Raw genomic sequence first — 11,982 nt, 5'->3', positions numbered from 1 at the left:
TGAATCCCTATGAGTTCCATTTCCTAAATAACAAGACCCCTTTCCTCTCGAAAACATCTTGCGATTGAGAAACTAAACATTTATCAATTTGCGGCCCAATCGGGGTGGAGCGGAGCCGCTGGCCGAAGCATCGGTGGGCGCGCGCGATCCGTATTTGTTTCGATGGAGATGGACGCTCCATGTCGGCGCCTCCCAACTATGCCCTCGTGTTTTCCGACGAGTTCTCGCGGCTGAGCATCGCCGATTCGAGGACAGCGACCGCGAACTGGTACACGGCCCAGGCCTGGGGCGGCGGCTTCGGGGACGCCGCGTTCATGCCGGCCGGCAGCGCCCACTCGCCCTTCTCGATCGTGTCCAAGGGCGGCGAATCCGCCCTGCAGATCGAGATGACGCGCAATGCGTCCGGTCAACTCGAGAGCGGGCTGATTTCCAACACGTTTCCGGACGGAACCAGCACCACAGTACGGGATGGCAACCCCTACGGTTACTACGAAGCGCGGATGTGGCTGCCGGAGGGGCGCGGCATCTGGCCGGGCTTCTGGGCGATCGAGAAGGAGCGTCTCTCGCCGACCCGCGACCATGTCTTCGAGATCGACGTCCTGGAACATCACGGCACAGATGGCGCCGACCGGTATGGCAGCAACCTGCACGACTGGGACTGGAACGGGACGACGCTGACCGGCCACAGCGCCCAGCCGAAGCAGAACGTGGTCGGCAACGGCGTTCTGGCCACCGGCTGGCATACCTACGGCCTTGAGGTGAAGCCGGATGTGATGACGTTCTCCATGGACGGCAAGGCCTACGACACCAAGGCGACACCCGCGACGCTCACCACCGACCTCATGATGATGGTCAACCTCGCGGCCGGTGGGGGCTGGCCCGTCGATCCATCGCTCGACCAGGTCAAGATGTATGTCGATTACGTTCGGTTCTACGAGGCGTCCGGCACCCCATCGCAACCACAACCGCAACCACAGACGACCCTGACCGGCACGACCGGCAACGACACCTTCTCGATCGATGCCACGGCAACCCGGATCATCGAGGCGGCGAATGGCGGCTTCGACACGGTGCGCTCCAGTGCCAGCTACATCCTGCCCGAGCATGTGGAGAAGCTCGTCCTTGCCGAGGGCCTCGCCCTCGACGGCACGGGGAATGCCGGTGCCAATCAGCTCTACGGCAACGCCAAGGCCAATACCCTCTCGGGCCTTGCAGGGGACGATTACCTCTACGGTCAAGGGGGCAATGACACGCTTCTCGGCGGCCTCGGCAACGACAAGCTCTACGGCGGCGACGGCGCCGACCGTCTCGTCGGTGGGGCCGGAGCCGACCGCCTGCAGGGCGATGCCGGCGCCGACACGTTCGTCCTCTTGAGCACGGCCGATAGCCTCGTCTCGGCGCGCGATACGATCGTCGGGTTCTCGGGCGCCGAAGGAGACCGGATCGACCTGGCTGCGATCGACGCCAATACGCGCGTCGCGGGGGATCAGGCCTTCACCTGGATCGGGGCGAAGCCCTTCACGCAGGCCGGACAACTGCGCTTCGACAAGGGCGTGCTCTACGGCGACGTGGACGGCGATCACGTCGCCGACATCGCGATCAACCTCGGCACCGTGAGCCTGCTTCAGGATTTCCTCATCCTGTGAGCCGAGCCGGGTGAGCCGGCGCCCACCCCGAAACCGAACGAAGCACGTGCGCATGACATGTTGCCCGTTCGCTGACGGCACGCTCACAGGATCACATGCGGTGCATGAAATTGTCTCCGTCGCAGGGAAGGCTTCCCGACGGCTCGCCGCGCTGGTGCGGAACGACGCCTCGGCGCTGCGCGCATTGATCTTAATTGACGTAACATCTACAGCAGGATCGCGACTTGGACGTCTTGCGAAGTTTGGCATGGATTTAACGCCAACATAAAATTCGGCACTGCAGCGGAAAATTCGGTGTATACCCTTGCAAGGCTTCCTGCCGCCGACACATTCTCGGCGAGACGTTTCGCGCACCCATTTTCGGTCGGCCCATGAAGAGAACCAAAACGCAGGAGACGACGCCGTCGGATTCGACTTCGTTAGTGTCCGCAGAGCGCGCGCAGAAACCTCGGGAGGAATTTGCGGACGTTCTGCGGTCCAAGATGCGTGAGCGTAATTTAACGGCCGCCGATCTATCGCGTGCCATCCAGGCGGAGATACCGGCGTTCAGTCCCGGCAACATCTCGCATTACTTGGCGGGCCGCAGTCTCCCCCGGAATCACGTTCTGAAGGTCCTCTCACAGATGCTTGAGGTCGACCTGCAGGATTACGCCCTGCTCGATCGCAAGCCCTTGCGGGTTGCCAGCCGGGCTGCCGAAGGCACCGAGAAAGGCGAAGTCCCGAAATTGGCCGCCTTGGCCGCCTTGGCGGTCTCTGACGCGGGCGACGGGCAGGCGTTGGTCCAGATCAACCAGACGGTGCCCTGGCCGATCGCGCTCCAGATCCTGCAGATCTTCAAGGGGGGCTAGGTCGCTCCCTGCGAGATTGCACGCCGATTCCGCCATCCGGGAGCGCGTCAGAACGCGGATCGGGATGCGTGGCCCGCTCCAAGCTGATCGGGGACGGCCCTCGAGCGGATCCCAGGATCTCCCATCCTCCCCTCGAGGAGGACCCGCAATCCGATCGCATACTGGGCATTCGGCGGCTCAACCGGCCTGCCCGGTGAGCGGAATCCCCGCCGCGAACGCGTCGTGGAATTCCTGTGAGACCAGAAGGCGGAGGACGGCGCGAAGGTCGGCGGCCCGCTCCGTGCCGAAGACGGATTCGAACCGGTCCTGCGCTCCGCGCCAGAGCCGCGTCGTCTCGGCGAGCTTCGTCCGCCCGAGCTCCGTCAGGGTGACCCGGCGCGCCCGCCGATCGCGCGTGTCGGGGAGGCGCGCGATCAGGCCGTCGCGGGCCAGCGGCTTCAAGGTGTGGCCCAATCCCGACAGGTCCATGACGAGGCGCTCGGCCAGCAGGCCCATCGTGGGCGCGCCGAGGGCATCGATGGTCGACAGGAGCGCATGTTGCGTCGCCCGGAGGCCGCTCGGCGCCAGGGCCTCGTCGTAGAGCTGTCCGAGGCGCCGCATGGCTTGGCGCAGCACGGCGTTGCTGCACTGGCTCAGGTCCGATTCCATCGCATGTCCCCAACCTGGATCGCCTCCCGGGCCGGGGCGGCCCAGCTTGCCGGATCTCTCCCGTCCCCAGCCCTTAACCGGTCAGCCATCGGAACGCTGCCCGTGCCTGCGCTTGACAGGTTTCACGAGAAAGACGCATATGCCACTAACCGAAAGGTGTATATGCTGGTATCTGGAGACGGTAGCCTGGGACGCCGGCATGGCAAGCCCCCGCGCCGCCAGTCCCGACAGGACTGAGCCGCCCGAGACCGGAGATCACGATGGCAGAGCCGAGCCGATCGGGAGCAGCCGTTGGCGCTGGGGTGGTCGCCTGCCTGCGCGCGCGTCCTGCGCGGAGTGACCGTCCTGCGCGGAGTGACCCGGCACGCGGTTCGCGCAAGGCGCGAGCCGGCAGCGAAGCGGGGCCTGCCGGCTCGCCGCCCCGGGGCCCGAGACGGCCGTGAGTCCCCCGATGGATCCGCGCACCCGCCGCCTGCTGCAGGCTCCGCTGGTCCCGACGCTGCTGCGGCTGGCGCTGCCCAATATCCTGATGTCGGTGGTCCAGGCGTCGGTCGGCCTGATCGAGACCTACTTCGTGGCGGGGCTCGGCACCGACGCCCTGGCCGGGATGGCCCTGGTGTTTCCCCTGCTGATGCTCGTCCAGATGGTCTCGGCGGGCGCGGTCGGGGGCGGCATCCTCTCGGCGGTCTCCCGCGCCCTCGGGTCGGGACGCCGGGCGGCGGCGGGCGAGCTCGTCTGGTACGCGGTCGCGATCGCCCTCGGCCTCGGTCTCCTGACCACGCTCCTCGCCCTGACCCTCGGGCCCGGCGCCTACCGGGCCATGGGCGGCCGCGACGGCTCCCTCACCGCCGCCGTCACCTACGCGCAGGTGGTGTTCTCCGGCGCAGTGTTGATCTGGCTCTTCAACGGGCTCGCCGCCGTGATCCGCGGCGCCGGGAACATGGTGCTGCCGGCCTCGGTGACCTGCCTCGGGGCGCTGGTGCTGATCCCGCTCTCGCCCGCCCTGATCTTCGGCTGGGGGCCGCTGCCGCATCTCGGCATCGTCGGGGGCGGCGTCGCGGTGATCGGCTACTACGCGGCGGGCGTCCTCGTGTTCGCGGTCTATCTCTGGTCCGGCCGCGGCGTGCTGCACCCGCCCGCGCGACCACCGGCGCTCGCCTGGACGCCGGCCCGCGAGGTCCTGCGCGTCGGGCTCGTCTCGGCCCTCGTCAGCGCCACCACGAACGTCACGATCGCCACCGCCACCGGCCTCGTCGGCGCGGCCGGGCCGGCGGCCGTGGCCGGCTACGGCACCGGCACGCGTCTCGAATACCTGCTCGTTCCGCTGGTCTTCGGTCTCGGCGCCCCGCTCGCCGCCCTGGTGGGCACCGCGATCGGGGCCGGCGACCGCGAGCGGGCGCGCCGGGCGGCCTGGATCGGCGCGGCCCTCGCGGGCCTCGCCTCGGAGACGATCGGCGTTTCGGCCGCGCTCTGGCCGGAGGCCTGGCTCGGCCTGTTCGGCGATGATCCGGCGATGCTGGCGGTGGGCACCCGCTACCTGCGGATGGTCGGCCCGCTCTACGGCTTCTTCGGCTTCGGGCTCGCCCTCTACTTCGCCGCGCAGGGCGCCGGCCGGGTCGGTTGGGCGCTCGCCGCCGGGCTCGTGCGGGTGATGCTGGCGCTCGGCGGCGGCTGGCTCGCCCTTCGCCTCGGCCGCGTCCCCGAGGGCGTGTTCCTCGCCCTCGGCCTCGGTCTCGTCGCGGTCGGCCTGATCAACGCGGCGGGCCTCCTGACCGGGGCCTGGCTCCCCGACGGGCGGCGCGTGCGTCCCGCCCCCCTGTCCATCCCGAAGCTTCATCGGCTGTGAGGAGATCCCCCATGCTCACCTTCACGATCAACGGTGCGCCGCATCAGGCGGAGGTCGAGGGCGACACGCCGCTCCTGTTCGTCCTGCGCGACAGCCTCGGGCTGACGGGCACGAAGTACGGCTGCGGCATCGGCCAGTGCGGCGCCTGCACGGTGCTCCTCGACGGGCAGGCCACCCGCTCCTGCCAGGTGCCGGCCGAGAGCGTCGGCACGCAGGCGATCACCACCATCGAGGCGATCGAGGCCGACCCGGTCGGCCGCAGGGTCGTGGCAGCCTGGATCGGGAACCAGGTCGCCCAGTGCGGCTACTGCCAGTCCGGCCAGGTCATGGCCGCCACGAGCCTGCTCAAGCAGAGCCCCAAGCCCTCCGACGACGAGATCGCCGGCGCCATGACGAACCTCTGCCGCTGCGGCACCTACAACGCCATCGCCGCCGCCGTGCGGCAGGCCGCGGCCTGAGGGAGGGTCCGATGACCGTGGTCACCCCGATCCACCCCGCCGACCCGCGCGCTCCGAACGGCCGCGAGCCGGTGCGCAACCTCTCCCGCCGCGGCGTCCTCGGCATCGCCTCCGGCGCGCTGCTCCTCGGCGTCGGCCTGCGCCTCGACCCGGCCGCCGCACAGACCCGGGCGGAGGGCCCCGCCGCGGTGGCGCCGAAGCCCGGTACCCGCGTCGCCGCCTTCCTGGAGATCCGCCCCGACAGCTCGGTCCACCTCCTCAGCCCCTTCGTCGAGGGCGGCCAGGGGATCAACACCGGCCTGGCCCAGACCATCGGCGAGGAGCTCGACCTCGATCCGGCCCGCTTCGTCGTGGACTGCGCCCCGCCCGGTCCCGACTACGCCGTGGTCAACGGCCTGCGCATGACCGGCGGCAGCTTCTCTACCCGCTCCAGCTTCGAGGCCATGCGCCGACTCGGCGCCACCGCCCGCGAGATGCTGCTGCGCGCCGCCGCCGCCAAGCTCGCGGTGCCGCAGGCCAGCCTCACCACCGAGGACGGGCGCGTGCTGCACAGGGCCTCCGGCCGGGCGCTCGCCTACGGGGAACTCGCCGCCGCGGCGCTGGCGCTGCCGCCGCGCGATGACGTGCCGCTGAAGGATCCGAAGGACTTCCGCTGGATCGGCCAGCCGGTGGCGCGCCTCGACATGCGCGACAAGTCGACGGGCCGGGCCACCTACGCCATCGACCTCAAGGTCGACGGCATGCTGCACGCCGCCGTCGTCCATGCCCCGCATCTCGGCACCGAGCCGGAGGCGATCGCCAACGAGGCCGCCGTGCGGGCAATGCCCGGCATCCACTCCGTCCATCGCCTGCCCGGTGCCGTGGCGGTGACGGCGGATTCCTGGTGGCGGGCCCGCAAGGCGGTCGAGGCGCTGCAGGTGAGCTGGACGAAGCCGGCGGCCGAAGGCCTCGCCAGCGTGTCGGCGGCCTTCTCCAGCGTCGCCATGCTCGGCGCCCTCAGGAGCACGACGCAGCCCGGCATCCCGGCCGAGCAGGAGGGCGATCCGGCCGCCGCCTTCAAGGGAGCGGCGAAGATCGTCGAGGCGGCGTACGACGCGCCCTACCTCGCCCACGCGCAGCTCGAGCCGCCCTCCGCGATCGCGCATTTCCAGACGGACGGCAGCCTGGATCTGTGGCTGCCCAACCAGATGCCGGAGCTGTTCCAGCAGATCTCGGCCAAGGTCGCGGGCCTGCAGCCGGACAGCGTGCGCATCCACTCACCGATGCTCGGCGGCTTCTTCGGGCGCCACTTCTACTACGGGCCGGCGAACCCGTTCCCGCAGGCGATCCTGCTCGCCAAGGCGACGAAGCGGCCGGTGCGGGTGCTGTGGTCGCGCGAGGAGGAGTTCGGCATGGACGCGGTGCGGCCCCTGGGGTTCGCCCGCTTCCGCGCCGCGCTCGGCCCGGACGGGATGCCGGTCGGGCTCCAGACCGCGGCGGTGGGCGAGGGGCCGATCGGGCGCTGGTTCGGCTCGATCTTCAAGAGCCCGGTGGATTCCTCGGTGGTGGAGGGCCTCGACAAGAAGCCCTACGCGATCCCGAACAGGAGGCTCGACTACGTGAAGGTGGCCCAGCCCGTCACCATCGCGTTCTGGCGCTCGGTCGGGCACTCGATGAACGACTTCTTCTACGAGAGCTTCCTCGACGAGATCGCCGAGGCGGGGGGCCAGGACCCGTTCGCGCTGCGGATGGCGCTGCTCAAGGACAGCCCGCGCCACCGGACCTTGCTGCAGCGCGTGGCGGATCTCGCCGGCGGCTGGAAGCGCGGCCCGTTCGAGGCCGAGGACGGCACGCGCCGGGCGCGGGGCGTGTCGATGGCCTCGCCCTTCGGCTCGGAGACGGCGACCATCGCGGAGGTGTCGCTGAAGGATGGGGAGGCCCGCGTGCACGATCTCTGGATCGCGATCGATCCGGGCCAGGTGGTCAACCCGGCGATCGTGAAGCGGCAGGTCGAGGGGGCGGCGGCGCTGGGGCTGTCGGCGACGCTCCTGGAGCAGGTGGTCTACGAGGGGGGGCAGCGCCAGGCGCGCAACTACGACGCCTACCCGATCCTCGACCGGGAGCGGATGCCGCGGGTGCAGGTGGCGATCGTCGAGAGCGGGGCGCCGATGGGGGGCATCGGCGAGCCGGGGCTGCCGGGCGTGCCGCCAGCGGTGGTCAATGCCGTGGCGGCGCTCACGGGGCAGCGCGTGCGCAGCCTGCCGCTCAGCAAGGCGCGGCTCTCCGGAGCCTGACCAGACCCGCCGGACGGGCCACGTCCGGCCAACGCCCCCGGGCCCGCCGAAGCGAGCCCGGGGGCCGTCGCCGGGATCGGTCCGGTCCACGGACCCCCGGGGCCGCGCAGGCCTCAGCGGCTCTTCTTGTAGAGCTTGCTCGCGACCTCGAAGATCTCCTCGGGGGCGTAGTTCGGCGCGAAGGCCCCGTAATTGCCGTCGAGCTCCGGGATCTTGCCGCCCTCCGGCAGGCCGTCGACGACTTCGAGGTTGCCCGGCGGATCGCCCGGCAGCGCCACCTCGTCGTTCGACCAGATGCCCGCCGCTTCCTTGTAGTCGTCGGGGCTGAAGCGGTAGAGCCGCCGGTGGCTGCCCTCCTGGAGATACTTCTGGCATTCGGGGATGCGGGAGAGGTCGATGTTGGGCGTCGGCAGCATCTTCTCGATCTCGACGCCGGTCAGCGTCTTCAGCGCCAGCGCGTAGGCGTGCGCGTGCACCGAGCCGCGGACGAGCAGGTAGCCGCAGACCTCGCGGCCGGTCGGGTCCTTCAGGGTCTCGTAGACCCGCAGCTTGTGGAGACGCGCGCCGCACTCGAGGTGGAAATTGTGCAGCAGGTCGATGACGATGTTCCCGGTCGTGGTGATCATGTCCATGTTCCACGAGGCCGCGTTCGCGTTCATCGGCATCGCGCCGCCCCCGTTCGACAGGAAGCTGCCGGCGAGGCGGATGTCCTTCATGTCCTCGAAGGGCGCCTTCGAGATGTCGACGTCCGGTGTCGGGTCGCCCGGGCCGTTGTTGAGCATGGCGATGCCGGTCGAAACCAGCTCCACATGGCCGAGTTCCTCGGCGAAGATGCTCGATACGAGGCTATAGAACGGCCGAAGCTTCGACTTGTCACGGAAATTGAAGCTCTGGAACATGTAGTTCCCGAGGGTCGACATCTCGCCATACTTGCCGCCGAGCAGCTCCTGCAGGGCCGCAGCGGCGTTCGGATCCGGCCTCTTCGGCTGAGGCAGCTCGGCTTGCAGGCGATCGATTCGCATGAACATGGGGCGTGTCCCTCCTGATTCTCACCTGGGAGGTACCGCCGAGCCGCCGCCCTGTTCCGGGAACCGGATGATTTTCTCGCAGGCCTCGACGTGGACGCGACCTATTGTCCGAATTGGTCTCGAGGCGGACGCGCAGTACGTCGATTTCGGCCGTGACCGCCGCAGCGCCCTGATCAGCGGCGGCTTCGCCTACGGCTCGGGCAGCGCCGGTCGCAGCTTCGGCGGCTTCAACGGCAACGACCGACTTCCGCACCGGCTGGGCCGCGGGCGGCGCCGCGTACGCGCTGCCCACCGATTCGTTCCTGAATTTCTTCGAGTCCTCGGCCGTCACGCTCAAGCTCGAAGGCCTCCAGGTCAACCTCGACCGGGGCAACCGCCGCCAGGGCGCCCTCGTCATCGACGACGCCGTCAACACGGCCGTGGCCTTCAGCGGCATCGACCGCCGTGACGACGCGTTCGCGGTGGTCCGCGCCGGCCTGAACGACAAGTTCGGTTCCACTGAGCCTCAGGGGTTCGGCCCGAGCATCCCCAGCCCGATCAGACCGGCCGCCTAGTCGAACGGCGCCCCGGGAGCCCGGCGCCCGGGGCGCCGTCTCATTCGGGCCATCGCCCCGCAGGCCGCTCAGGCGCGCGCCGAGACGAGCCAGACCGAGCCCGTCAGGGCGATCCCGTCCGGCCCGTCATGGGCGCGCAGAGCCTCGCGGACGGCCCGCTTCACCGCCCGGTGCGTCTCCGGCTCCGAGTCCGCGAGAAGGCGCGCGAGGGCGCCGACGCGGGTCGCGAACGCGGCCGCCCCGTCGAGGTCATCGGCATCCGCCATCCGCATCGGGGCCTCGCGCGGGCTCACCCCGATCTCCCGCCAGCCCGCGGTGGCGAGGACCTGCCGCACCCGCTCCGGATCCGCGAAGGCGAAGGGGCCGGGCGCCGTCGGGTCTGCGGGCGGCTGCGGCGGCAGGAAGGGCCGGCCCGCCTCCAGCGGGACCGTGAACCAGGGATTCTCCGCCAGGGGACGCCAGCAGGCGAAGAGCAGCCGGCCGCCCGGCCGCATCTGGCGCCGCAGATGAGCGAAGGCCGCCGCGGGCTCGGCGAAGAACATCACGCCGAAGCGGGAGAACATCAGGTCGGCCCCCGTCCAGTCGAAGGCGCCCGCGGCGGCATCGGCGACCTGCACCTGCGCCTGGGCCAGTCCCGCCGCGGCGATCCGCGCCCGCGCCCGGGCGGCCATCGGCTCCGAGACGTCGACGCCGAGGACCGAACCGGTCGGACCGACCCGGCGCGCGAGGTCCAGCACCGTCGCGCCGCAGCCGCAGCCGATATCGATCACCCGCTCGCCCGCCTGGGGAGCGGCCGCCTCGAGGGCCAGGGCCGTGAGGGCGGAAAAGTTCGCGTCGATGCGGGCCTGCAGCTCCGCCCAGGTCTCGCCGGCCCTGTCGTTCCAGTACGCGATCTGTGCGGCATTGCCCTCCACGGGCTCCGAAGCCGGCATGCGATGATCCTTCTGACCAATGGCCTGCCTAGCACGCGGCGCCGGCGCGCGCGCGACCGGCATGCGGCCGATGCCGCGTCGACCGGCATGCGGCCGATGCCGCGTTAACCGGGCTGCGGCCGATGCCCGCTCGACGGGCGGGCCGGCACCGAACCATGCTAGATCCGTCGCCGATCCGGTCGGGTGATCCCGGAATCGGCGGGATCGTCCCTCGGAGCGGTGAGCCGTGCGTGTCCTCCTGATCTATTGCCATCCGCGCCCCGACAGCTTCTGCGCCGCCCTGCGGGATGCGGCGGCCGAGGCGCTCCGGTCGGCGGGGCACGCGGTCGAGATCCGCGACCTCTACGCCGAGGGCTTCAGCCCCGCCCTCGATGCCGAGGAGCGCGGCCGCTATTACGACCAGGCGCGCGGCGCGGATCGGAGCGAGATCGCGAGCCACGTGGCCTCGCTGCGGCGCGCGGAGGCGCTCGTCCTCGTCTATCCGACCTGGTGGTTCGGCCTGCCGGCCATGCTGAAGGGCTGGCTCGACCGGGTCTGGCTGCCCGGCATCGCGTTCGAGCTCGGCGGGCCGGGGGGGCTGCGGCCGCTGCTGACGAACATCCGGCGCATCACCATCGTGACCACCTACGGCTCGCCGCGCTGGCTGCTCTGGCTCGTCGGCTGGCCGGATTGGCGCCTGTTCCGGCGCGGGATCCGGACGCTCTGCGCCCGCCGCTGCCGGCTCGAATGGCTGGCGCTCACCCGTATGGATTCCTGCACGGCGCAGGAGCGGCAGCGTTTCGCCGCCAGGGTCCGCGCCCGCCTGGCGAACGCGACCTGAGGCCTCCCGGTCCGGCCGGAGCCGGACGGGGAGGGGGCGGGATCGGTCAGGCCGCCTGCGCGACCGGCGCGGGCGTCGGCGCATCCATGGCGCGCAGGTAGACCTCGAGCAACGTCTCGTGCTCGTCGCGCGCATCCTGGTCGAGCTTGCGCAGCTTGAGAATCTCCTTGAGGATCTTCACGTCGAGACCTTCGCTCTTGGCCTCGAGGAAGATGTCCTTCTTGGCCTCCATCAGATCCTTGATCTCTTCCTCGACCTTCTCGACGCGCTCGATGATGGAGCGGATGCGGTCGCCCGCGATTCCAACACTGTCGGTCATGGTGGCTCTCTCCTCAATCGGGAGCCGCAACCTCGTCGAAGAGGGTAAGCACCGGGTTAAGGCCGGCCGCGCTGCGCCGATCACCCGGGGAGGCGGGCCGGATCGGGCCCGAAATGCGTCACTTTGCGCTTCCCCATCGGTCCCCGGATATGAGAACATATATAGAACAAATCATGAGCGGACCCACCGCGAAACGGACGGAGACCGAGGGATGGCGCGCTATCGCTTCCATTGCACGAACGGTTCGGAATGCGTCTTCGACGCCGAGGGCGCCGACATCCGCGTCCCGGCCCGCCTGCCGCTGCGGGCCGAGAAGGTGGCCCGGAGCGTGATGCGGACCCTCGGGGACGGGACCGACTGGTCGGACTGGCGCGTGAGCGTGCACGACCTGAAGGGACGGCGGGTGTGGCTGCAGCCCTTCGTGGCGATCGCCGCGCGGACGACGGCGCTGGCGGCGTGAGCCGCGCCGCCCTTCGGCGCCCCGTCGGGCCGCGCCCCGCCGCGGCGGCGCCGCGCGAGGTCCCGAGCCTGCCCGCGGCGAGGCCGGCGCTCCTGAGCCCGGAGGTGCGGCCGGAGGACGTGGACCAATCGATCCGGCCGCTGAGCCTGT

Annotated in this window: 11 protein-coding genes and 1 pseudogene; 8 read left to right on the top strand and 4 right to left on the bottom strand. The window is 70.3% G+C overall.

Features of this window, described 5'->3' with window-relative positions:
* The first annotated feature begins 179 nt into the window (after positions 1-179).
* Together F6X51_RS28950 and F6X51_RS24995 are read left to right on the top strand one after the other, a co-directional pair.
* The gene (locus F6X51_RS28950) at positions 180-1,646 is read left to right on the top strand and encodes a family 16 glycosylhydrolase (protein ID WP_191970261.1); all 1,467 of its coding nucleotides are present in this window, start codon (positions 180-182) and stop codon (positions 1,644-1,646) included.
* A 371-nt stretch (positions 1,647-2,017) separates the two neighbouring features.
* On the top strand, positions 2,018-2,494 hold the full coding sequence (locus F6X51_RS24995; protein ID WP_150966582.1) for a hypothetical protein: 477 nt from the start codon (positions 2,018-2,020) through the stop codon (positions 2,492-2,494).
* 177 nt (positions 2,495-2,671) lie between these two features.
* Here the strand turns inward: F6X51_RS24995 and F6X51_RS24990 are convergent, their stop codons facing one another.
* Entirely contained in the window at positions 2,672-3,142 is a 471-nt protein-coding gene (locus tag F6X51_RS24990) for a MarR family winged helix-turn-helix transcriptional regulator (protein ID WP_150966581.1), read from the bottom strand.
* Between the two features lie 451 nt (positions 3,143-3,593).
* Here F6X51_RS24990 and F6X51_RS24985 point away from each other — a divergent pair, with 451 nt between their 5' ends.
* Genes F6X51_RS24985 through F6X51_RS24975 form a run of 3 tightly spaced genes read left to right on the top strand, consistent with a single transcriptional unit; the run spans position 3,594 to position 7,719 of the window.
* Positions 3,594-4,988, top strand: coding sequence for an MATE family efflux transporter (locus F6X51_RS24985; protein ID WP_150966580.1), 1,395 nt, complete (start codon positions 3,594-3,596; stop codon positions 4,986-4,988).
* Positions 4,989-4,999: 11 nt separating this feature from the next.
* Complete coding sequence (locus F6X51_RS24980; RefSeq protein WP_150966579.1) at positions 5,000-5,446, top strand: (2Fe-2S)-binding protein; 447 nt, start codon at positions 5,000-5,002, stop codon at positions 5,444-5,446.
* A gap of 11 nt (positions 5,447-5,457) precedes the next feature.
* Entirely contained in the window at positions 5,458-7,719 is a 2,262-nt protein-coding gene (locus tag F6X51_RS24975) for a xanthine dehydrogenase family protein molybdopterin-binding subunit (RefSeq protein ID WP_150966578.1), read from the top strand.
* 113 nt (positions 7,720-7,832) lie between these two features.
* Here the strand turns inward: F6X51_RS24975 and F6X51_RS24970 are convergent, their stop codons facing one another.
* Complete coding sequence (locus tag F6X51_RS24970; protein ID WP_150966577.1) at positions 7,833-8,747, bottom strand: manganese catalase family protein; 915 nt, start codon at positions 8,745-8,747, stop codon at positions 7,833-7,835.
* Positions 8,748-8,853: 106 nt separating this feature from the next.
* Between F6X51_RS24970 and F6X51_RS28765 the strand changes: the two are divergent.
* A pseudogene (locus F6X51_RS28765) lies at positions 8,854-9,301 on the top strand (hypothetical protein); the annotation flags it as partial.
* 68 nt (positions 9,302-9,369) lie between these two features.
* Here F6X51_RS28765 and F6X51_RS24960 read toward each other — a convergent pair.
* Positions 9,370-10,233, bottom strand: coding sequence for a class I SAM-dependent methyltransferase (locus F6X51_RS24960; protein ID WP_191970260.1), 864 nt, complete (start codon positions 10,231-10,233; stop codon positions 9,370-9,372).
* A 226-nt stretch (positions 10,234-10,459) separates the two neighbouring features.
* On the opposite strand from F6X51_RS24960, the gene F6X51_RS24955 reads away from it, so the two are divergent.
* Positions 10,460-11,053, top strand: a complete 594-nt coding sequence (locus tag F6X51_RS24955; protein ID WP_150966575.1) for an NAD(P)H-dependent oxidoreductase — start codon at positions 10,460-10,462, stop codon at positions 11,051-11,053.
* A 46-nt stretch (positions 11,054-11,099) separates the two neighbouring features.
* Here the strand turns inward: F6X51_RS24955 and F6X51_RS24950 are convergent, their stop codons facing one another.
* The gene (locus F6X51_RS24950; RefSeq protein ID WP_150966574.1) at positions 11,100-11,372 is read right to left on the bottom strand and encodes a DUF2312 domain-containing protein; all 273 of its coding nucleotides are present in this window, start codon (positions 11,370-11,372) and stop codon (positions 11,100-11,102) included.
* A gap of 211 nt (positions 11,373-11,583) precedes the next feature.
* On the opposite strand from F6X51_RS24950, the gene F6X51_RS24945 reads away from it, so the two are divergent.
* Positions 11,584-11,832: a DUF6894 family protein gene (locus F6X51_RS24945; protein ID WP_150966573.1), complete on the top strand. Its 249-nt coding sequence runs from the start codon at positions 11,584-11,586 to the stop codon at positions 11,830-11,832.
* Positions 11,833-11,982: the final 150 nt, after the last annotated feature.

Source organism: Methylobacterium planeticum, assembly GCF_008806345.1.
In the GTDB taxonomy this organism is placed as follows: domain Bacteria; phylum Pseudomonadota; class Alphaproteobacteria; order Rhizobiales; family Beijerinckiaceae; genus Methylobacterium; species Methylobacterium planeticum.
The sequence above is the reverse complement of the archived record's forward strand: the minus strand, read 5'-3'. Positions and strand labels throughout refer to the sequence as shown.